General features: G+C 71.2%; 20 protein-coding genes. 6 read left to right on the plus strand and 14 right to left on the minus strand.

The annotated features are described in order from the left end of the window. Nucleotides 1-2: 2 nt before the first annotated feature. Together BJ979_RS16270 and guaB are read right to left on the minus strand one after the other, a co-directional pair. The gene (locus BJ979_RS16270) at nt 3-1,127 is read right to left on the minus strand and encodes a carboxypeptidase-like regulatory domain-containing protein (protein ID WP_179569532.1); all 1,125 of its coding nucleotides are present in this window, start codon (nt 1,125-1,127) and stop codon (nt 3-5) included. 136 nt (nt 1,128-1,263) lie between these two features. Further along, a complete protein-coding gene (guaB, locus tag BJ979_RS16275; protein WP_179569534.1) occupies nt 1,264-2,766 on the minus strand; it encodes an IMP dehydrogenase in 1,503 nt (500 codons plus the stop codon). A gap of 445 nt (nt 2,767-3,211) precedes the next feature. On the opposite strand from guaB, the gene BJ979_RS16280 reads away from it, so the two are divergent. From BJ979_RS16280 to BJ979_RS16295, 4 genes are read left to right on the plus strand one after another with little or no spacing between them, the layout of a single operon-like run. Further along, nucleotides 3,212-4,561, plus strand: a complete 1,350-nt coding sequence (locus BJ979_RS16280) for a branched-chain amino acid ABC transporter permease (RefSeq protein ID WP_179569536.1) — start codon at nt 3,212-3,214, stop codon at nt 4,559-4,561. Nucleotides 4,562-4,571: 10 nt separating this feature from the next. Then, nucleotides 4,572-5,543, plus strand: a complete 972-nt coding sequence (locus tag BJ979_RS16285) for a branched-chain amino acid ABC transporter permease (RefSeq protein ID WP_179569538.1) — start codon at nt 4,572-4,574, stop codon at nt 5,541-5,543. Then, entirely contained in the window at nt 5,536-6,471 is a 936-nt protein-coding gene (locus tag BJ979_RS16290; RefSeq protein WP_179569540.1) for an ABC transporter ATP-binding protein, read from the plus strand. Before BJ979_RS16285 ends, BJ979_RS16290 begins: the two co-directional genes overlap by 8 nt. Beyond that, a complete protein-coding gene (locus tag BJ979_RS16295) occupies nt 6,461-7,276 on the plus strand; it encodes an ABC transporter ATP-binding protein (RefSeq protein ID WP_179569542.1) in 816 nt (271 codons plus the stop codon). Before BJ979_RS16290 ends, BJ979_RS16295 begins: the two co-directional genes overlap by 11 nt. Nucleotides 7,277-7,542: 266 nt before the next feature. On the opposite strand, the gene BJ979_RS16300 is transcribed toward BJ979_RS16295, so the two are convergent. The 3 genes from BJ979_RS16300 to groES form a co-directional block, all read right to left on the minus strand. Further along, on the minus strand, nt 7,543-8,811 hold the full coding sequence (locus BJ979_RS16300) for an ABC transporter substrate-binding protein (protein WP_179569544.1): 1,269 nt from the start codon (nt 8,809-8,811) through the stop codon (nt 7,543-7,545). 124 nt (nt 8,812-8,935) lie between these two features. Then, the gene (gene rarD / locus BJ979_RS16305; protein ID WP_179569546.1) at nt 8,936-9,868 is read right to left on the minus strand and encodes an EamA family transporter RarD; all 933 of its coding nucleotides are present in this window, start codon (nt 9,866-9,868) and stop codon (nt 8,936-8,938) included. 77 nt (nt 9,869-9,945) lie between these two features. Continuing rightward, nucleotides 9,946-10,242, minus strand: coding sequence for a co-chaperone GroES (gene groES / locus BJ979_RS16310; protein ID WP_141164352.1), 297 nt, complete (start codon nt 10,240-10,242; stop codon nt 9,946-9,948). Nucleotides 10,243-10,394: 152 nt separating this feature from the next. On the opposite strand from groES, the gene BJ979_RS16315 reads away from it, so the two are divergent. Then, nucleotides 10,395-11,567 carry a THUMP-like domain-containing protein gene (locus BJ979_RS16315; protein WP_179569548.1) on the plus strand — a complete coding sequence of 391 codons (1,173 nt, stop codon included), beginning with the start codon at nt 10,395-10,397 and terminating at the stop codon, nt 11,565-11,567. Nucleotides 11,568-11,658: 91 nt separating this feature from the next. Here the strand turns inward: BJ979_RS16315 and BJ979_RS16320 are convergent, their stop codons facing one another. From BJ979_RS16320 to tsaB, 5 genes are all read right to left on the minus strand, one after another. After that, complete coding sequence (locus BJ979_RS16320; RefSeq protein ID WP_179569550.1) at nt 11,659-12,138, minus strand: DUF4190 domain-containing protein; 480 nt, start codon at nt 12,136-12,138, stop codon at nt 11,659-11,661. 78 nt (nt 12,139-12,216) lie between these two features. Further along, nucleotides 12,217-12,501 (minus strand): DUF4190 domain-containing protein, encoded by a 285-nt coding sequence (locus BJ979_RS16325; protein WP_179569552.1) that lies wholly within the window; start codon nt 12,499-12,501, stop codon nt 12,217-12,219. Between the two features lie 141 nt (nt 12,502-12,642). Further along, the gene (gene tsaD, locus BJ979_RS16330; RefSeq protein ID WP_343046742.1) at nt 12,643-13,746 is read right to left on the minus strand and encodes a tRNA (adenosine(37)-N6)-threonylcarbamoyltransferase complex transferase subunit TsaD; all 1,104 of its coding nucleotides are present in this window, start codon (nt 13,744-13,746) and stop codon (nt 12,643-12,645) included. Then, nucleotides 13,743-14,420 (minus strand): GNAT family N-acetyltransferase, encoded by a 678-nt coding sequence (locus BJ979_RS16335; protein ID WP_343046743.1) that lies wholly within the window; start codon nt 14,418-14,420, stop codon nt 13,743-13,745. The genes tsaD and BJ979_RS16335 overlap by 4 nt, the downstream gene beginning before the upstream one ends. Then, on the minus strand, nt 14,417-15,064 hold the full coding sequence (tsaB, locus tag BJ979_RS16340; protein ID WP_179569554.1) for a tRNA (adenosine(37)-N6)-threonylcarbamoyltransferase complex dimerization subunit type 1 TsaB: 648 nt from the start codon (nt 15,062-15,064) through the stop codon (nt 14,417-14,419). Before tsaB ends, BJ979_RS16335 begins: the two co-directional genes overlap by 4 nt. A 141-nt stretch (nt 15,065-15,205) precedes the next feature. On the opposite strand from tsaB, the gene BJ979_RS16345 reads away from it, so the two are divergent. Next, a complete protein-coding gene (locus tag BJ979_RS16345; RefSeq protein ID WP_179569556.1) occupies nt 15,206-15,946 on the plus strand; it encodes a DUF899 family protein in 741 nt (246 codons plus the stop codon). 99 nt (nt 15,947-16,045) lie between these two features. Here BJ979_RS16345 and tsaE read toward each other — a convergent pair whose 3' ends face one another. From tsaE to glmS, 4 genes are all read right to left on the minus strand, one after another. Further along, the gene (gene tsaE, locus BJ979_RS16350; protein ID WP_179570487.1) at nt 16,046-16,510 is read right to left on the minus strand and encodes a tRNA (adenosine(37)-N6)-threonylcarbamoyltransferase complex ATPase subunit type 1 TsaE; all 465 of its coding nucleotides are present in this window, start codon (nt 16,508-16,510) and stop codon (nt 16,046-16,048) included. A 35-nt stretch (nt 16,511-16,545) separates the two neighbouring features. Further along, nucleotides 16,546-17,721, minus strand: a complete 1,176-nt coding sequence (alr, locus tag BJ979_RS16355) for an alanine racemase (protein ID WP_179569558.1) — start codon at nt 17,719-17,721, stop codon at nt 16,546-16,548. Next, nucleotides 17,718-18,080 carry a holo-ACP synthase gene (locus tag BJ979_RS16360; RefSeq protein ID WP_179569560.1) on the minus strand — a complete coding sequence of 121 codons (363 nt, stop codon included), beginning with the start codon at nt 18,078-18,080 and terminating at the stop codon, nt 17,718-17,720. Before BJ979_RS16360 ends, alr begins: the two co-directional genes overlap by 4 nt. A gap of 114 nt (nt 18,081-18,194) precedes the next feature. Continuing rightward, nucleotides 18,195-20,045: a glutamine--fructose-6-phosphate transaminase (isomerizing) gene (glmS, locus tag BJ979_RS16365; RefSeq protein WP_179569562.1), complete on the minus strand. Its 1,851-nt coding sequence runs from the start codon at nt 20,043-20,045 to the stop codon at nt 18,195-18,197. Nucleotides 20,046-20,058: the final 13 nt, after the last annotated feature.

Here is a 20,058-nt window from a genome sequence, read left to right on the forward strand (position 1 = left end):
GCCTAGCGGCGGTGGCGACGCAGCACCCCCGCGGTCACGGCGAGCGCCGCTCCGATCAGCACGGCGGCACCGGCGCCGATGATCAGCCACGGGGGCGCCGTCACGCCGGTCGCGGCGAGCTCGGGCGCGGTGGCGGCGGGCGCCGAGCCGGTCGGCGGCGCGGTCGGAGGCGTGACGACGACGGGGTCGCCCGCCCGGACGGCCGCCGCGGTTGAGAAAACCGGCTGCCCGTCGCCGTTCGGGGTCGGGGTCACGGTGAGCGCAGGGCCGTCCTGGCGTCCGGGTCCGGTCGCGACGAGGGTGACCGGCTGCGGGAACAGCTCGAGGATCTCGAAGGCGCCGTTCGCGTCGGTCGTCGCCGTCGGGGCGCCCGGGAGCGGAGCACCCGCGGAGTCGGAGACCACGACGGTCGCCCCCGGCACCGGCGCTCCCGTCGCGTCGGTCACGTTGCCCGCCAGGCTCGCCGTGTGCCCGACGAACCAGAGCTGCGCGAGCGGCGAGCCGTCGATGCGCGTCGACGTGATCGACAGGCTCGTGATCGGCACGGAGGGGCTGAACCAGCCCGCGGCGCCGTTCGTGTCCTGTCCGGTCGGCGACAGCACCCCGGTCAGCACGCCGGATGCCGGGTCGAACGAGGTGATCGCGGCGGGCGTGCTCGCGTAGTTGAACCCGCCCTGGAAGCCGAGCTGCGCACCGGTCAGCGCCCCACCGGGCCCGGTCGCGCTGATCGTGATCGATTCGGCATCCACGTCGCCGAGGATGAACGACCATCCCGAGACCGGAGTCGGTGCGGCGAAAGCGAAGGTCGTGGTCGAGGGCACGGAGTTCGAGACCGGACCGAAGCTGAGGTAGCTGCTGCCCGACGAGGTGCCGTAGAGCTGACCCGGCGGAGTGCTCGCCCCGATGGTCGCGCTGACGGGAGTCGACGGCGGCGGGGCGGTCGTCGTGAACGTCGCGTCGGGGAAGCCGGGAGCGAGGGTGACCGCAGCGGGAGCGGTCGTGATGGTGGCGTACTTGCCGGCGCGCTGCCCCGGTGCCGCCTGCGCGCTGAGCGCGGTCGTGGCCAGCAGCGCCGCGGCGACCGCGGTGACGCCGAGCGTTCGTCCCAGAAACCCCGTGCGCCCCATGGGTCACACAGTAAGACGGCCCCCTCCCCCTGTCGAGGGGAGAAGGCCGTCCTGCTGAGTGGTGCCGTATGTCAGCGCGAGTAGTTCGGCGCCTCGACGGTCATCTGGATGTCGGGACGAGGAACCGGTGTGCGGCTCAGCGCGAGTAGTTCGGGGCCTCGACGGTCATCTGGATGTCGTGCGGGTGCGACTCCTTGAGCCCGGCGGGCGTGATGCGCACGAACTTGCCCTGCGCCTTGAGCTCGGGGATCGTGCGGGCGCCGACGTAGAACATCGACTGACGCAGGCCCCCGACGAGCTGGTAGACGGTCGCGGCGAGCGCGCCCTTGTAGGCGACGCGGCCCTCGATGCCCTCGGGGATGAGCTGCTCGTCGCTCGGCACATCCGCCTGGAAGTAGCGGTCGCGCGAGTACGAGGTCTTCTTGCCGCGGGTCTGCATCGCGCCGAGCGAGCCCATGCCGCGGTAGTTCTTGTACTGCTTGCCGCCGACGTACATGAGGTCGCCGGGGCTCTCGTCGGTTCCGGCGAGCAGCGAGCCGAGCATGACCGTGTCGGCGCCGGCGACGAGCGCCTTCGCGATGTCGCCCGAGTACTGCAGACCGCCATCGGCGATGACCGGGACACCGGCTTCGCGAGCCGCGAGCGACGCCTCGTAGACGGCGGTGACCTGGGGCACGCCGACGCCGGCGACGACGCGGGTGGTGCAGATCGAGCCCGGACCGACGCCCACCTTGACGGCGTCGACGCCGGCGTCGATGAGCGCCTGGGCGCCCTCGCGGGTCGCGGCCTGGCCGCCGATGACGTCCACGCCGGCGAAGGCCGGGTCGGCCTTGAGGCGACGCACCATGTCGAGCACGCCGGCGCTGTGGCCGTTCGCGGTGTCGACGACGATCACGTCGACGCCCGCCTCGAGCAGGGCGGTGGCACGCTGCCAGGCGTCGCCGAAGAAGCCGATCGCGGCGCCGACGCGCAGGCGGCCCGCCTCATCCTTCGTGGCGTCGGGGTACTTCTCGCTCTTGTCGAAGTCCTTGACCGTGATGAGTCCCTTGAGCTTGCCCGCCTCATCCACCAGCGGCAGCTTCTCGATCTTGTGCTCGGCGAAGATCGCGATCGCCTCGTCGGGGTCGATGCCGACCGGCGCGGTGATGAGCGGGGCCTTCGTCATGACGTCGCGCACGAGCGTGGTCTGGTGCTCGAAGGGGGCGACGAAGCGCATGTCGCGGTTGGTGATGATGCCGACCAGGGTGCCGTCGTTCTGCACGACCGGCAGGCCGGAGACGCGGTACTGACCGCACAGCGCGTCGACGTCGGCGACGGTCGCCTCGGGCGAGGTCGTGACCGGGTTGGTGATCATGCCCGACTCCGAGCGCTTGACCTTGTCGACCGCGGCGGCCTGATCGGCGATCGACATGTTGCGGTGCAGGATGCCGATGCCGCCCTGGCGCGCCATGGCGATCGCCATGCGGGCCTCGGTCACGGTGTCCATCGCGGCGGAGAGCAGCGGCACCGCCACGTCGATCCGCTTGGTCAGACGCGAGCGCGTCGACGCCTCGCTCGGGATGACGTCGGTGTAGCCCGGCAGGAGCATGACGTCGTCGTACGTGAGACCGATGAATCCGAACGGATCGGGCTGTTCCATGGTGTCCTTCGCCTGTTTTTCCCGCCCCGTACCGGGGGCGATCGCCTCGTGGTGGGAAGAACCGGCTGCGGCATCGGAACCGGTAGTCCATCGTAACGGTCGCGCGCGACCCTTCATTCCCTCTCCGCGCACCTCTCCGCGCCCCTCTCCGCGCCCCGTTCCGCGCACCGTTCCGCGGCTCCCGTCCGACTCCCTCGCACGACGGATCTCGTCGCTCCGCGCCCGAATCGTGATGCGTCTCGACTTGCGCCGGGGCACCGCGCCCCGGATTCTTGTCCCTACGTGATTCACCGTCGAAACACGTCCGACACATCCACGGGTTAACTTCGCCGTTGGATGCGAGGCATCCACCCAGCCCCCGACCTGCACTCAGGAGGCAATCGAAGTGGGAATTCTCCCTGTCGAGCCCCGGCGACGACGCGCCGTCGGCATCGGATTGATCGGCATGGCGTTCGCAGCGCTCGTGGCCGTCCTCCCGATCGCCGCGCCGCTCTCCGCCTCGGCCGATCCCATCGACCCCAGCACCGCCGACGAGAGCATCTCGATCTGGCTGCGCGACGTCGCCACGAAGGCGCCCGTGCCCGACATCTCGGTGGAGGTGAAGGGGAAGGGCTTCGACGAGACGTTCACCACCGATGCCGACGGCCGCGTGCTCGTCGGCCTGCCCGGGCCGGGCGACTACACGATCACGGTCGACGACTCGACGGCTCCGCCCGAGATCGGATCCATCCCGGCCGCGCAGAACCCGCGCACCGTCGCGGTGCAGAGCACCAACAAGAACGTGCCGGCGAACTTCCTGTTCACGACCGCCGCCGGCAGCGGCGGAGGCGGCACGACGCCGAGCGACTCGGCCAGCCCCTCGGCGGGCGCCGGCTCGAGCGGCTCCAGCGGTGCGAGCTCGGGAGGCGCCGGCATCACCGGCGGCCTCGTGGCCTCGAAGATCGTGACCGGCATCATCTACGGCCTGCTGCTCGCGCTCGCCTCGATCGGCGTCTCGCTGATCTACGGCACCACCGGACTGAACAACTTCGCCCACGGCGAGCTGGTCACCTTCGGCGCGCTGATGGGCTATCTGTTCTCGAGCATCCTCGGGCTGCCCGGCTTCGTCGGCATCATCGCCGCGGTGCTGCTCGGAGGCCTGTACGGCTTCGTGCAGGACACGGTGCTGTGGCGCCCGCTGCGCAAGCGCGGCGTGGGCCTCGTGCCGCTGATGATCGTCAGCATCGGCCTCGCCCTCGCGACCCGCTACGTCTACAGCTTCTTCTTCGGCGCCGACCGACTGACGCTGCCGAACGACCCGTCGCCGTTCCTCAGGATCGGCTCGGTCAGCCTGCGCTTCACGGATGTGATGGGCGCGGTCGTGGCGCTGGTCGTGCTGCTGCTGGTGGCCTGGGTCATGCTGCGCACCCGACTCGGCAAGGCCGCCCGCGCGGTCTCCGACAACCGCTCGCTGGCCGCGGCATCCGGAATCGACGTGGATGGCGTCATCCGCTGGATCTGGATCGGCGGCGGTGCGCTCGCCGGCCTCTCCGGCGTGCTGATCGCCTACTACCAGTCGCTGCGCTGGGACACGGGAAGCCAGATCCTGCTGCTGATCTTCGCGGCCGTGACCCTCGGCGGTCTCGGCTCGGCCTTCGGGGCGCTCGTCGGATCGATGGTCATCAGCGTCTTCATGAACCTGTCGACGCTGTTCATCCCCGACAACCTCAAGTACGTGGCGGCCCTGGCCGTCATGATCGTGATCCTGCTGGTTCGCCCGCAGGGCATCCTCGGTCGCCGCGAGCGGATCGGCTAGGAGGACGACCGTGGACTTCAACTTCATCCCCCTGGCCTTCGGCGAGGCGATCTCGCCGACCACCGCGGCCTACGCGCTCGCGACCATCGGACTCGTGGTGCACTTCGGCTTCACCGGCCTGGTGAACTTCGGTCAGGCCGGCTTCATGGCGATCGGCGGCTACGCCTTCGTCGTGACCAGCCTGCAGTTCCACTGGCCGCTGCCGTTCGCGATCCTCGCGACCGTCGTGTGCAGCGTGATCTTCGCGTTCCTGCTCGGACTCCCGACGCTGCGACTGAGGGCCGACTACCTGTCGATCGTCACGATCGCGGCGGCGGAGATCGTGCGCCTCTCGGTCAAGACACCCGAGCTCACCGGCATCACCGGCGGCGCGACGGGCCTCAACGGCGGCGCCGAGTCGTTCCAGGATCTCAACCCGATCCCGAACGGCCAGTACCTCGGACCGCTGCACATGAGCGCCGCGGACCTCTGGTCGTCGATCGTCGGCTGGGCTCTCGTGCTGCTCGCCTGCCTGCTCGTCTGGGCCCTGATGCGCAGCCCCTGGGGCCGCATCGTCAAGGGCATCCGCGAAGACGAGGATGCGGTGCGCGCCCTCGGCAAGAACGTCTTCAGCTACAAGATGCAGGCGCTCGTGCTGGGCGGTGTGCTCGGCGGTCTCGCCGGTGCGCTGTTCATCCTGCCGCGCTCCCTGCAGCCGGATAACTACGGCACGCAGCTGACGTTCTTCCTCTACACGATCATGCTGCTCGGCGGCGCGACCACGATCTTCGGCCCGCTGCTCGGCGCCGCGATCTTCTGGGTCGTGCTGTCGCTCTCCGACGGGCTGCTCAGCCTCGCCGTGACCAACAACATCCTTCCCATCTCGAGCACCCAGCAGGGCCCGATCCGATTCATCATCGTCGGCGTCGCGCTCATGCTGCTCGTGATATTCCGACCCCAGGGCATCCTGGGCAAGAAGGCCGAGGTGTTCTTCCGTGCCTAAGACGGATGTGAACGAGCTCATCGCGGGGCCGGTCGCCCCGGGTGTGCCGAAGAAGAACCCGATCGTCGTCGCCGACGGCATCACCCGCAGCTTCGGCGGCTTCACCGCGGTGGACGTCGACCACGTGGAGATCCCGGCGAACGCGATCACCGCGCTCATCGGGCCGAACGGCGCCGGCAAGACGACGTTCTTCAACCTGCTCACCGGATTCGACAAGCCGAACGAGGGCCGCTGGACGTTCCTCGGGCAGCAGCAGTACGGCGTGCCCGCGCACAAGGTCGCCCGTCGCGGGATGGTGCGCACCTTCCAGCTGACGAAGGCCCTCAACCTGCTCAGTGTGATCGACAACATGCTGCTCGGCGCACCCCAGCGCCCGGGCGAGCGGTTCCTCACGTCGCTGATCCCCTCCACCTGGCGCGCGCGCGAGGAGGATCTGACGGCGAAGGCCGACGACCTGCTGAAGAAGTTCAAGCTCGACGCCAAGCGCGAGGACTTCGCCGGCGCCCTGTCGGGCGGCCAGCGCAAGCTGCTCGAGATGGCGCGCGCGCTCATGAGCGACCCGAAGATGGTCATGCTCGACGAGCCGATGGCCGGCGTGAACCCGGCGCTGACGCAGTCGCTGCTGGGTCACATCCTCGCCCTCAAGGAGGAGGGGATGACGGTGCTGTTCGTCGAGCACGACATGCACGTCGTGCGCGAGATCGCCGACTGGGTCATCGTCATGGCCGAGGGCAAGGTCGTCGCCGAGGGCTCCCCCGACACCGTCATGGACGACCCCGCGGTCGTCGAGGCGTACCTCGGGGCCCACCACGACACCGACCTCGGTGACGTGCGCGGGCAGCAGGAGATCGCGAAGGACATGGAGTCGGATCTCATCAAGCAGGAGATCGAGGAAGAGATCGAAGAGGAGGCCGCCGATGGCCGCTGAGCTGGAGACGGTGCTCAAGACCACCGACCTCGTCGCGGGGTACCTGCCCGGCGTGAACATCCTCAACGGATGCTCGGTCACGGTCGGCAAGGGCGAGCTGGTGGGCATCATCGGCCCGAACGGCGCCGGCAAGTCGACCCTGCTCAAGGCGATCTTCGGGCAGGTGAACATCCGCGGCGGATCGGTGACGCTCGCCGGTCAGGACATCACCGGGCTGAAGGCCGACAAGCTCGTCAGCCGCGGCGTCGGCATGGTGCCGCAGACGAACAACGTGTTCCCGTCGCTGACGATCGCCGAGAACCTGCAGATGGGTCTCTACCAGAAGCCGAAGATCTACTCCGAGCGGCTGGAGTTCATCACGGCGCTGTTCCCGGAGCTGTCGAAGCGTCTGCAGACGCGCGCCGGCTCGCTGTCGGGCGGCGAGCGCCAGATGGTGGCGATGTCGCGGGCGCTGATGATGGATCCGAGCGTGCTGCTGCTGGACGAGCCGAGCGCGGGCCTCTCGCCCGTGCGTCAGGACGAGACCTTCATCAACGTGTCGCAGATCAACCGCGCCGGCGTCTCGGTTCTGCTCGTCGAGCAGAACGCGCGCCGCGCGCTGCAGATCTGCGACCGCGGCTACGTGCTCGACCAGGGCCGCGACGCCTACTCGGGCCCGGGCCGCGAGCTGATGAACGACCCGAAGGTGATCGAGCTGTACCTCGGCACCCTCGCGGCCGATCAGGAGAAGGCGAAGGCCGCCGCCGCGAAGCCCGCTCCGGCCGCTGAGACCGCGAAGCCGGCCGAGGCCGCGACCGAGGACTGATCGCCCGCCAGAACGCCACGAGGGGCCCCGGATGCGCATCCGGGGCCCCTCTTCTGTGTGCGGGCGGCAGTGCACCCGCCGAGCAGGCGACAGGACCGCGCTCGGCGATGGGCTTCGATGGGATACCCAGCGCCTCTGACGCCCGCCGGCCACGCAGCGCGCCCATCCCGCTGGCCACACCGCTCGCCGCCCGGCTCGAACACGAAGAAGGGGGCCCGGCCTGCCGGCCGAGCCCCCTCGAGATCGCGGTCAGAGACCGCGTGACCTCACTTCTTGGTCAGGTCGCCGAAGACGGCGTCCTGGTACTCGGTCTTGTTGCCGGTCGTGTACTTCCACACCGAGACGTAGGCCTGCGACGGGTCGCCGTTCTTGTCGAACGAGATGGGGCCCGACTGACCTTCGTAGTCGATGTCCTTGCCGTCCTTGAGCAGCTTCGCGCAGTCGGCGAACGACTTGCACTTCTCGCCGCCCTCGGAGACCGACTGCAGGTTGTCGCGGATGGTCTTGCCGTCCGTCGCCTTGCCCTGCAGCGCGGCCAGCGCGATGAGCACCGTGGCGTCGTACGACTCGGGGCCGTAGGTGAACACCGAGAGCTTCTCGCCCGCGGCCTTGTCGAGCTTGGCCGCGAAGTCGTCGCTCGCCTTCACACCCGGGTTGGTGAACTGCGCACCGGCGATGTCGACGTTGGTGTACTTCTCGTCGATGACGCCGTAGTTGCCGTCGACGCCGTAGAGCTTCTTGAAGTCGAAGCCCTGGCCCTTGAGCTGCTCGGCGATGACCTTGATCTCGTCGTAGCTGATCACGAGCAGTGCGTCGGGGTTCGGCGCGAGAGCCGTGGTCACCGACGAGGTGAAGTCGCTGGCGCCCTCATCGAAGGTGACGTTGGCGGCGAGCTCGATGCCGTTCTCCTCGAAGTACTTCTTCACGGAGTTGTCGAGGCCGATGCCGTAGTCGTTGTTGCCGTAGAGCACCGAGACCTTGGTGGCGCCGTCGGAGACGATCTTCTGGGCGACGACCTGGCCCTGCAGCACGTCCGAGGGAGCGGTGCGGAAGTAGTAGCCGTCGTCCTTGTAGGTCGAGAAGGCGGGCGAGGTGTTCGCCGGCGAGATCTGCACGACACCGGCCTGCGTGATCTGGTCGATGACCGAGAGCGAGACGCCCGAGGAGGCCGCGCCGACGATCGCCGAGACGCCGCTGGCGAGCAGCGACTTCGTCGACTGCGTCGCGATGTCGGTCGAGGTGTCGCCCGAGTCCTTCTGCGTGGTCGAGATCTTGATGCCGGCCTTGGCGGCGTTGATGTCGTCGACGGCGGCCTGGACGCCCGCGATCTCGGGCGGCCCGAGCACGGCGAGGGTTCCGGTGGTCGGAAGCAGCGAGCCGATCTTCAGATCGAGGTCGCCGCCCGAGCCGCTGTCGCCGCCGCTGCCGCCGGTGGCGCAGCCGGAGAGCACGAGCGCGGTGGCTCCGAGCAGCGCGACGCTGCCGAGAACCGCCCGGATCGAGCGGGAAGACGTGGGGCGTGAAAGGGCACCCATGTTGCTCCTTGAAGGTGATGTGCAGGGAAAGCTTCAGGTGCAGACGCACCCTTGCGTGGGTGCAAAAGTAACCGCCCCGTGAGGCGGAGACAATAAGCCGGTGTTACAGCCCTGTAACGCCTGATCAGGCGAGGGCGCGACGCTGTCGGCGTGCGGAGCCGGCCGCCGTCAGCGCGTCGGCGCTGAGCACGATCAGGGCGAGCCAGACGAGGCCGAATCCGATCCAGCGCTCGAGGTCGATCTGCTCGTGCAGCAGCACGACGCCGGTGATGAACTGCAGGATCGGCGCGAGGTACTGGGTGAGGCCGAGCGCGACGAGCGGAAGCCGGCGCGCGGCCGCCGAGAAGAGCAGCAGCGGTGCGGCGGTGGCGATGCCCGAGAGCGCGACGAGGGTCGTGTGCACGGCGCCGTGGTGGCCGAAGTCGAGGCCCGTGATCGAGCCGACGACGAGGAGCTGCACGAGGGCGACCGGCATCAGCCAGGCGGTCTCGACCGTGAGGCCGCCGATCGCATCCACCCGGTGCCCGACCCGCTTCTTGATGAAGCCGTAGGTGCCGAAGCTCAGCGCGAGGATCAGCGAGATCCAGGGCACGCTGCCGTAGCCGATCGCGATGACCGCGATCGCGACGACCGAGATGCCGACCGCGACCCACTGCGCGGGCCGCAGCCGCTCGCGCAGGAACACGACGCCGAAGAGCACGGTGACGAGCGGGTTGATGAAGTAGCCCAGCGAGGCCTGCAGCACCTGGCCGCCGAGCGCCGCGACCACGAAGACCTGCCAGTTGACGTAGATCACGACCGCCGCGCCGAGCAGCGCGAGCATCGCTCCCCGGTCGCGCAGCAGGCGGCCGAGCGAGCGCCAGCCGCGCACGACGGTGACGAGCACGACGCAGACGAGAAGTGAGAAGAGGATGCGCCACGGGATCAGCTCGAAGGGCCCGATCGGGGCGAGCAGCACGAAGTAGCCCGGCAGCAGCCCCCAGAGGAAGTAGGCGCTGCCGGCGAAGGCGAGCCCGGAGCCGAAGCGCGGTGAGGAATCGGTGCGGGGCTCGGTCACCGCGCGAGCCTAGCGGGACGACGAAGGGCCCCGCCGCGCGATGCGGCAGGGCCCTTCGGAAAGCGGAAGAACGCGGGTCAGCGCTCGACGACCGCGAGCACGTCGCGCGCCGAGAGCACCAGCAGGTCCTCGCCGCCGAACTTGACCTCGGTGCCGCCGTACTTGGAGTAGATGACCTTGTCGCCCACGGCCACGTCGACCGGGACGCGGTTGCCGTTGTCGTCGACGCGACCGGGGCCGACAGCCACGACCTCGCCCTCCTGCGGCTTCTCCTTGGCGGTGTCGGGGATCACGAGGCCCGACGCGGTGACCTGCTCCGCCTCGACCTGGCGGATGACGATGCGATCTTCGAGCGGCTTGATTGCGACCGACACTCTGACCCTCTTCTTTCGTTGAAGTCCGTTGGCACACTCCGTTCGAGAGTGCCAAAGACACCATAGCGCGTCGTTAGCAGTCGTTCAATGCGAGTGCCAACGGCGCGACGCGGGACGCAATGCGCAGTCGGCCCGCCGAATAGGGTTGCGGGATGGACACGGCCGAGCTGCACGAGCTGCTCACCCCGGAGAGCCTGGCCCTGCTCGACGACCTCGATCCCGACTCCCTCGGCGACGCGGTCGCCGCCGTCTCCCGCCTGCGCGCGGTTGGTCACTCCCCCGCGCGCGTCGCGGCGGTGCTGTCGCAGGCCCGGCTGCGGCGCCGCGCCCGCGCGAAGTTCGGGCCCTTCGCCGACCGGATGCTGTTCACCGAGGCCGGGCTCGAGCAGTCGACGCGACTGGCCGTGGCGTCCCTGCACGCGGGCCGCTTCGCGGCCGCCGGCCTCGACCGCGTCGCCGACCTCGGCTGCGGCATCGGCGCGGACGCCCTGGCGCTCGCCGGACTGGATCTCGCCGTGCTGGCGGTCGAGCGCGACGAGCCGACCGCCGCCCTCGCCGCCTACAACCTGGCGCCGTTCCCGCGCGCCCGGGTCGAGTGCGCCGACGCCACCGCCGTCGACCTGAGCGAGGTGGATGCCGCCTGGCTCGATCCGGCCCGCCGCAGCGCCGGCCGCCGCCTCGACGACCCCGGCGACTGGGAGCCCTCGCTCGACTTCTGCTTCGAGCTCGGCCGCCGCATCCCCGTCGGCATCAAGCTCGGCCCCGGCGTCGACCGCGGCCTGCTGCCGGAGGGCTTCGAGGCCCAGTGGATCTCGGCCGACCGCGAGGTCGTCGAGCTCGTGCTCTGGTCGGGCGCGCTGGCCCGGCCGGGCGTCGGCCGTGCGGCGCTCGTGCTCGGCCCGCACGGCGCCGCCGAGCTCGTCGCGGAGGCCGACAGCGCGGACGCCGAGCCCGGAGAGCAGGGCGAGTGGCTCTACGAACCCGACGGCGCCGTCATCCGCGCCCGGCTGATCGGCGACCTCGCGAGGCAGCTGGACGGGCGGATGCTCGACGAGACCATCGCCTGGATCACCGCCGACACCGCGATCGACACCCCCTTCGCGCAGCGCTTCCGCGTGGTCGACGAGCTGCCCGTCGACGAGAAGAAGCTGAAGCGGGCGCTGCGCGAGCGCGGGATCGGCACGCTCGAGATCAAGAAGCGCGGGGTCGACGTCGATCCGGCGCAGCTGCGCAAGCGGCTCGCGCTCAGCGGCGCCGCCTCCGCCACCCTCGTGCTCACGCGTCGCGCTGGGAAGCGGGTGGCGCTGCTCGCCGAGCGCGCCTGACGGGGAACGGCGACCCCCGGCCGGCGCCCGGAGACGACGAAGGGTCGGCCCCGAGAGGCCGACCCCGTCGTCGCGTCAGTGACGCGGCGACTCAGTAGTCGTAGTACGCCGCCGAACTCGCGCCCGCGATGCCGATGATGATCAGGATCACGATGTAGATCAGGCCGAAGGCGATGCCCGCGTAGCCGATGATCAGGCCGGCGAGGGCCAGGCCGCGGCCGCCCTCACCCGTGCGCTTGATCTGACCGAGCGCGATGTGGCCCGTGATGACGGCGCCGAGCGAGACGACGAAGGCCAGCACGAGCGAGATGATCGCGAGGGTGTTGGTGCCCTGCGCCTGCACCGGCTGGTATCCGCCGTACTGCGAACCGGGGTTCGCGTACGCCTGCGGGGCGGGCTGGCCGTAGGGCTGGGCCGGCTGACCGTAGGGCTGCTGCCCGTAAGGCTGCTGCGGCTGCTGGCCGTACGGCTGCTGCGGCTGCTGCCCGTAGGGCTGCTGCGGCTGCTGCGGCTGCTGGCCGTAGGGGTTGCCGCCGGCCGGCGACGAGGGAGGAGGAGGGATGTCGCTCATGCGATGACTCTATTCATTCTCTGGCGGTGGCAGACGACGATGCCCCGGCGTCACGGCCGGGGCATCGTCGTCAGGCGATCAGGAACCGTAGGTGGTCGCTGCGCCCAGCAGCGCGATGTTGGCGATGATGCCGATCACGCCGAGGATCGTGAAGATGATGCCGACGATGATGCCGGCCTTCGCCAGGCCGGCGCCGCCCTCACCGGTCTGCTTGATCTGGTTGTTGGCGATGATGCTGATGATGAGGCCCACCACCGGCACGACGATCGCGAGGATGAGGCCGACGATCGCCAGCGTGTTGGTCTTCGCCGCCGGCGCCGGGGTGTAACCGGTGGGCTGGGCGGGAGGAGGGGTTGCGGTCATTTCGGCTCCTAGATAGGTGAGTCGTCAGCGCACAACAGACTGTCAAAGCCCTGAATGCGTGTCAACGCGCCGGGCCGGATGTTTCGAGATGTGTTCAGGAGTTCATCCCCGCGCCGTCGCGCGTCGGCCCGGTCGGCGACCTCAGACCGCCTGCACCTCGGTGACCGGCAGCGTGGAGTCGGCGGCGAAGTCGAGCGGCGAGGGAGCGCGCCCGGCGGCGACGAGCTGGGCGCCGACGCTCGCGATCATGGCGCCGTTGTCGGTGCACAGCGAGAGCGGCGGGATGCGCAGCGCGACCCCCGCGGCGGCGCAGCGCTCCTCGGCGAGGCCGCGGATGCGCGCGTTCGCGACGACGCCCCCGCCGAGCAGCAGCCGCGGCACGCCGTGCTCGGCGCAGGCGTCGAGCGCCTTGGTGATGAGCACATCGGCGACGGCCTCGCGGAAGGAAGCAGCCACATCCGCCGTCGGCACCTCGTCGCCGCGGTCGCGGGCCGCCTCGACCGTGCGGGCCACGGCCGTCTTGAGACCCGAGAAGGAGAAGTCGAAGCGGTGGCGCTCGCGGTCTTTCGGCGCGGTGAGCCCGCGGGGGAAACGGATGGCGCGCGGATCACCGCTCGCGGCGGCGCGATCGATCTGCGGGCCGCCCGGGTAGGGCAGGCCGAGCAGGCGGGCGACCTTGTCGAAGGCCTCGCCGGCCGCGTCGTCGATCGTCTCGCCGAGCAGCTCGACGTCGTCGATGAGGTCGCGCACGAGCAGCAGGCTCGTGTGGCCGCCGCTGACGAGCAGCGCGATCGTGGGCAGTTCGAGCTCGCCGCGGTCGTCGGGGGCGGCCACGGCCGCGCCGAAGTCGGCCTCAACGCGCGCCGGCGGTCGCAGCAGGTCGGCCCCGACGTGGCCGACCAGGTGGTTCACGCCGTAGAGCGGCTTGCCGGTCGCGAGCGCGAGCCCCTTCGCGGCGCCGATCCCGACCATGAGCGCACCGGCGAGACCCGGCCCGCTCGTGACGGCGATCGCATCCAGCTCGTCGAGGGTCACCCCGGCTTCGTCGAGGGCCGCGTGCAGCGTCGGCTCGATGGCCTCGAGATGGGCGCGGGCGGCGACCTCGGGCACCACGCCGCCGTAGCGGGCGTGCTCGTCCATCGACGAGGCGATCACGTTGGCGAGCAGCGTGCGGCCGCGCACGATGCCGACGCCGGTCTCGTCGCAGCTGGTCTCGATTCCGAGCACGAGCGGTTCGGCGGTCACGGGGCGACCTCCTCGGTCGGGTCGGCGGGGGCGGATGCGGCGAGCGGCCGGCGCATGATCACCGCGTCGATCGCGCCGCGGTAGTAGCGGGGGCGGATCGCGATCTGCTCGAATCCCTCGGCGAGGTAGAGGCTCTGCGCGGGCGCGTTGTCGATGCGCACCTCAAGCAGCACGTCGTCGAGGCCGCGCAGGCGCGCCTCGACGAGCAGGCGACGCAGCAGGTGGCGACCGAGGCCCGTGCCCCGCGCCTCGGGGACCACCGCGATGTTCTGCACGTCGCCCTGGTCGGAGGCCGAGGGGGCGGAGAGCCCGGCGTAGCCGACGACGTGAACGGGCTCCCCGCTCGGGCGCGGGGTCGCCGCGGCGACCGCCTCGGCCCCGACCGGTCCCGCGGCGACCGGCCCGGCGGATCCCGCCGCTGCCGCGACCCCGGCTGCGGCCACGTCGCCGGCCGGTCGGGCGCCGTCGCGCTCCGCGACGAGATAGAAGGTGTGCGGCGAAGCGAGCTCGCTGCGCATGGCCGACCGCGGCCACGGGTCGTCGGCGAAGATCTCGTGCTCGAGCGCCATGAGCTCGTCGAGGTCGGCGAGGGTCGCACGGCGGATGCGCACCCCGTCCGGCGGCGATCCGGGATCGGTCGGGGTCGACGCAGCCGAGCCAGCCGGCGCGTTCACGCCGTGACCCGCTTCGGTCCCGCCGACAGCGTCACATCCGGGGGTCGCAGGTAGAGCGGCTCGAGCACGGAGCTCGCGGCGCCGGCGGCCCGCAGGCGCGCGGCGAGCAGGCCGAGCCCTCCCGCGGGGATGGCCTGCGCGTCCACCCGAACGGCTCCGGCGAGCGCGGCGCCGGGCGCGGTCAGGGTCGCGAACAGCGCCTCGGCCTCGTCGGCGCGCACGAGCTCGGGGCCGCGCACGGCGACGGGGATGCCGGTCGCAGCGGGCTCCGTGGCGGCGAACGCCGTCCAGGCGAGCTCGCGGCGGCGCGCATCCGTCACCACGATCACCGATCCCTCGGCGTCGAGGGCGACGGCGGCGTGTGACGGCACCCCGATCACGGGCACGCCACGACCGAGAGCGAAGGCGCGAGCCGCGGCGATGCCGACGCGCAGTCCGGTGAAGGGGCCGGGCCCGAGCCCAGCGGCGACGGCATCCACGTCGGACGCGGTGATCCCGGCGTCGGCGAGCACCGCGGCGATGAGGGTGCCGACCTTCTCGGCGTGCGAGCGGGTGTCGGTCTCGATCCGCTCGGCGAGCACGCGGTCGGGGCCGTCGACGACGGCGACGCTCGTGCCCGCCGAAGTGTCGATGGCGAGCAGCATCCCCCGAGCGTACCGTTGACCGGCTCCCGCGAGCCGCCTAATGTGGACGCCGTTCACATTGTCGTGACGCGCAGCGCGACCCGTCCGGCGGCGACGCCCGGCGACCGCGCGAGCGCGGCATCCCCTCGAGGAGGAACCGCCGTGACCGATGTCGTCTCGCCCTTCGACGCCCCGTCCGGAGACCCCGTCGTCGTGAGCCGCGACGACTGGCGCGCGGCGCGCATCCGCCTGCTCGCTCTCGAGAAGGAGGCCACCCACGCCCGTGACCGGGCCCTGCGCGCGCTGCGCGAACTGCCCTTCGAACTCGTCGAGACCGACTACCGCTTCATCGGGCCCGAGGGCGAGGTGGGGCTGCTCGACCTGTTCCAGGGCCGCAGCCAGCTGTTCGTGCATCACATGATGTGGCTCGACAGCGACGAGGCCTGCCCGAGCTGCTCGATGTTCTACGACAGCCTCGGCCGCATGGAGCACTTCGCCGCCGCCGACACCGCCGTGCAGTTCGTCGCGAAAGCGCCCTTCGCCTCGATCGAGCGGATGCGCGAGCGCCTCGGCTGGGAGCGCCCGATCTACGCGACCGTCGGCAGCGCCTTCAGCGACGACTTCCAGGCCACGATCGACCCGGCGCGCGGCGTGACGGAGTACAACTGGGCCCCCTTCGGCGTCGGCGGCGACGCCCCCTTCGACATGCCCGTGCAGTCGACCTTCCTGCGGGACGGCGACCGCGTGCTGCACAAGTACTCGGCCTGCGCGCGGGGAACCGAGCTCGCGCAGAACTACCACATGCTGCTCGACGTGACCCCGCTCGGCCGGCAGGACGCCCGCGGCTGGGTGCGGCACCGCGACCACTACGGCGACCCGAGCGCGCACGCGCATCACCACTGAGCGACGGGCGCAAGCGGGAGGTTCGCCAGGCGCGTCAGCCGCTCCGGCAGGCCACCGGCCCGACGAGTCGGCCGAGCGGCAGATCAGTCGAGCGGCAGATCAGTCGAGCGGCGGCAGGTCGGCCCAGCGCGGCCCGATGCCCTCGATCACGACATGCCGGGGCTCCTCGTCGGCATCCACCTCATCGCCCGGACGGAGCGCGGCGTCGGCGGCCGCGCCGGTGCGGCGCTCGATCGCGATGCGCAGCCACGAGTCGCTGACGCCGTCGAGCTTGCCGGCGCCCCACTCGACGACCGTGATCGATCCGGCCCAGTCGATGTCGAGATCATCGAGCTCGAGCGCGCTCGACAGCCGGTAGGCGTCGACGTGCACGAGCGGAACGCCGACGGCGGTCGGATGCGTGCGCGCCAGCACGAACGTCGGGCTCGTCACCGCGCCGCGCACGCGCAGGCCCTCGCCGATGCCCCGCGTCAGCGTCGTCTTGCCCGCGCCGAGCTCGCCATCGAGCTGGATCAGGTCGCCCGCCCGCAGGTGCGCGGCGAGGCGGATGCCGAGCTCCTCCATGGCGGAGGTGTCGGGGATCGTGAGCTCGAGCGCGGTCACGCGAGGCCACCGACGATCGTGCGCTCGGCGCGTCCGCCGACCCGGGTGACGATCTCGTAGTCGATCGTGCCCGCCGCATCCGCCCAGTCCTCGGCGCTCGGCGCGCCCGTGGCCGGGTCGCCCCAGAGCACGGCGCGATCGCCGACCGCGACGGCGGCGTCGCCGACATCCACGACGAACTGGTCCATCGCGATGCGGCCGACGACCGGATGCTGCACGCCGCCGATCGCGACACGCGCCCCGCCGGAGGCCGATCGCGGCACCCCGTCGGCGTAGCCGAGCGGCACGAGCGCGAGCGTCGTCGGCGCGGTGGTGCGGTGGATGTAGCCGTACGAGACGCCCTCCCCCGCGGGTACGCGCTTCACGTGCGCGATGCCGGCGCTGACCTCCATGACCGGGCGCAGCGCCAGCGGCTCGACCGGCACGCGCGGGTCGGGGCTGAGGCCGTAGCTCGCGATGCCGAGGCGCACGAGATCGAGGCGGGTCGCGGGCAGCGAGATCGCGGCGGCGCTCGCGGCGAGGTGACGCAGCTCGGGGCGCACCCCCGCCTCGGCGAGCGCGGCGACGGCCAGCTCGAAGCGCGCGAGCTGCGCGAGATCCTCCTCGGGCGTGGTTCCGGAGAGGTGGCTGAAGACGCCGCGCACGTGCAGCCCGGCGTCGCGCTGCAGCTCGGCGACGCGCGCGATCACGGCGGGCGCGTCATCCGCCTGGATGCCGTTGCGGCTGAGTCCGGTGTCGAACTTGAGGTGCACGACGGCGCCGGCCGCCGCCGCGCGCTCGAGCTGATCGAGCGAGCTCACGCCGACATCCACCCCGGCCTCGGCCGCCGGACGGAAGTCGGTGGCGGGGCCGTGCAGCCAGGCCAGCAGCGGAGCGCGGATGGCGGCGGCGCGCAGCGCGAGCGCCTCGTCGAGGTCGGCCGTGCCGAGCCAGTCGGCGCCGCCCTCGAGCGCGGCGCGCGCCGCGACGAGAGCCCCGTGACCGTAGGCGTTCGCCTTGACGACGACCATGGTCTGCGCCGGAGCGACGAGCGGCTTCAACGTCGCGACGTTGTGGCTCAGCGCGGCGGCGTCGATGCGGATCTCGCGCAGCGGGCGGCCGTCGGCGCTCGGCTCGTCGGCGCTCGGCTTGTCCGCGCTCGGCTTGTCCGCGTTCGGCTTGTCCGCGCTCATCGCGGGTCCTCCTTCTCGGCCACGACCATCGCGATCGCCACGCCCGCGTCGTGCGACAGGGAGAGGTGCAGCCATGTCACGCCGAGCTCGTCGGCGATCGCCTTCGCGGCGCCGCCGAGGGTCAGGCCCGGCGAGCCGTGCTCGTCGGAGTTGACGACCATGTCGTGCCAGCGGATGCCCGTCGAGCGCCCCAGCGCCTTCATCACGGCCTCTTTGGCGGCGAACCGAGCGGCCAGCGAGCGCAGCGGGCGGTCGCGTTCGCTCTCAGCGAACAGGCGCTCGGCGAGCTTCGGCGTGCGCGACATCGTGCGCTCGAAGCGCGCCAGATCGACGACATCCACGCCGATGCCGACGATCATCGACGGCACCCGCTCTGCGCATCCACGAGGCTCATCGTGCCACTCGCCCGACCGGAGCGACCGAGCCGACGCGATCGCGCCCGCATCCGCCGCCCCGAGCGCATCGGGCGACGCTCACTCGACCGTGACCGACTTGGCCAGGTTGCGCGGCTGGTCGACGTCGAGGCCCTTCGCGGCGGCGAGCTCCATGCCGAAGACGTGCAGCGGAGCGACCGCGAGCAGCGGCTCGAACATCGGGCCGGCGAGCGGGATGCGGATGACCTCATCGGCCGACGACACCACGGCCGCGTCGCCCAGCTCGGCGATCGCGATCACGCGGGCGCCGCGGGCGCGGATCTCCTGGATGTTCGAGACCACCTTCGGGTGCAGCGATCCCGTGTGGCGCGGGCTCGGCACGACCACGAACACCAGCTGACCCGGCTCGATCAGCGCGATCGGGCCGTGCTTCAGCTCGCCGGCGGCGAAGCCCTCCGCGTGGATGTAGGCCAGCTCCTTGAGCTTCAGCGCACCCTCGAGGGCGATCGGGTAGCCGACATTGCGGCCCAGGAACAGCACCGACTGCGTGTCGGCCGACCACTTCGCCAGCTCGGCGATGCGCTCGGAGGAGTCGGCGATGACCGACTGCAGCTTCTCGGGCAGGCTCGTCAGCTCGTCGATGAGCGGCTCGGCCGACTCCGGCGTCAGCAGGCCGCGCGACTCGCCCAGCTTGAGCGCCAGCAGGTACAGCGCGGTCGCCTGCGCGACGAAGGCCTTCGTCGACGCGACCGCGACCTCGGGGCCGGCGTGCGTGTAGAGGATGGCGTCCGACTCGCGCGGGATGGTCGCGCCCTGCACGTTGCAGATCGACAGCGTGCGGGCCCCGGCGGCGCTCGCGTACTTGACGGCCATGAGCGTGTCCATGGTCTCGCCCGACTGGCTGACCGACACGACCAGCGTGCGCTCGCTCAGCACCGGCTCGCGGTAGCGGAACTCGTGCGACAGCTCGACATCCACGGGGATGCGCGCCCACGCCTCGATCGCGTACTTGCCGAGCATGCCGGCGTAGTAGGCGGTGCCGCAGGCCAGCACGACGACGCGGTCGATGTCGGCGAAGACGGGCTCCAGCGGCTCCAGCTCGGGGATCACCGTGCGGCCGTCGACGAGGCGCCCGCGCAGCGTGTTCGCGATCGCCTCCGGCTCCTCGCTGATCTCCTTCTTCATGAAGCTCGGCCAGCCGCCCTTCTCGGCGGCGGAGGCGTCCCAGGCGATCTCGAACTCGCGGGTCTCGACCGGGGCGCCCTCGAAGTCGGTCACGACGACGCTGTCGGGGCGGATCGTGACGATCTGGTCCTGCCCGATCTCCATCGCGTGACGGGTGTGCTCGACGAAGGCCGCCACATCCGAGCCCAGGAAGTTCTCGCCCTCGCCGAGGCCGATCACCAGCGGCGAGTTGCGCCGCGCGCCGACGACGACGCCCGGCTGGTCGGCGTGCACGGCCAGCAGGGTGAAGGCGCCCTCGAGGCGGTCGACCACGCGACGCAGCGCCTCGGTCAGGTCGCGCACCTCGCGGTACTCGCGGGCGACGAGCAGCGCGGCGACCTCGGTGTCCGTCTCGCTGAGGAAGGTCTCGCCGGCCTCGAGCAGCTCGGCCTTCAGCTCGGCGAAGTTCTCGATGATGCCGTTGTGGATGAGCGCGAGGCGCCCGCCGTCGGCGAGGTGCGGATGCGCGTTGACGTCGGTCGGCCCGCCGTGCGTCGCCCAGCGGGTGTGCCCGATGCCGGTGCGGCCGTCGGGCAGCGGGGTGGTGTCGAGGTCGTCGGTCAGCGTCTTGAGCTTTCCGGCGCGCTTGCGCATCCCCAGCTCGCCCGACTCGTCGAGGATCGCGACGCCGGCGGAGTCGTAACCCCGGTACTCCTGGCGACGCAGGCCGCCGATCAGGACGTCGAGACTGCTGCCCGGACCGACGTAACCCACGATTCCACACATGGGCTCGATTCTA

The organism is Schumannella luteola, from assembly GCF_013408685.1.
GTDB classification, from domain to species: domain Bacteria; phylum Actinomycetota; class Actinomycetes; order Actinomycetales; family Microbacteriaceae; genus Schumannella; species Schumannella luteola.

Excerpts from the sequence above, each read along its gene's own strand:
- BJ979_RS16270 (WP_179569532.1), bottom strand. The coding sequence starts at position 1,127 with ATGGGGCGCACGGGGTTTCTGGGACGAACGCTCGGCGTCACCGCGGTC.
- guaB (WP_179569534.1), bottom strand. The coding sequence starts at position 2,766 with ATGGAACAGCCCGATCCGTTCGGATTCATCGGTCTCACGTACGACGAC.
- BJ979_RS16280 (WP_179569536.1), top strand. The coding sequence starts at position 3,212 with ATGGCGTTCGCAGCGCTCGTGGCCGTCCTCCCGATCGCCGCGCCGCTC.
- BJ979_RS16295 (WP_179569542.1), top strand. The coding sequence starts at position 6,461 with ATGGCCGCTGAGCTGGAGACGGTGCTCAAGACCACCGACCTCGTCGCG.
- BJ979_RS16300 (WP_179569544.1), bottom strand. The coding sequence starts at position 8,811 with ATGGGTGCCCTTTCACGCCCCACGTCTTCCCGCTCGATCCGGGCGGTT.
- BJ979_RS16315 (WP_179569548.1), top strand. The coding sequence starts at position 10,395 with ATGGACACGGCCGAGCTGCACGAGCTGCTCACCCCGGAGAGCCTGGCC.
- BJ979_RS16320 (WP_179569550.1), bottom strand. The coding sequence starts at position 12,138 with ATGAGCGACATCCCTCCTCCTCCCTCGTCGCCGGCCGGCGGCAACCCC.
- BJ979_RS16325 (WP_179569552.1), bottom strand. The coding sequence starts at position 12,501 with ATGACCGCAACCCCTCCTCCCGCCCAGCCCACCGGTTACACCCCGGCG.
- tsaB (WP_179569554.1), bottom strand. The coding sequence starts at position 15,064 with ATGCTGCTCGCCATCGACACTTCGGCGGGCACGAGCGTCGCCGTCGTC.
- tsaE (WP_179570487.1), bottom strand. The coding sequence starts at position 16,510 with ATGGAGGAGCTCGGCATCCGCCTCGCCGCGCACCTGCGGGCGGGCGAC.
- alr (WP_179569558.1), bottom strand. The coding sequence starts at position 17,721 with ATGAGCGCGGACAAGCCGAACGCGGACAAGCCGAGCGCGGACAAGCCG.
- BJ979_RS16360 (WP_179569560.1), bottom strand. The coding sequence starts at position 18,080 with ATGATCGTCGGCATCGGCGTGGATGTCGTCGATCTGGCGCGCTTCGAG.
- glmS (WP_179569562.1), bottom strand. The coding sequence starts at position 20,045 with ATGTGTGGAATCGTGGGTTACGTCGGTCCGGGCAGCAGTCTCGACGTC.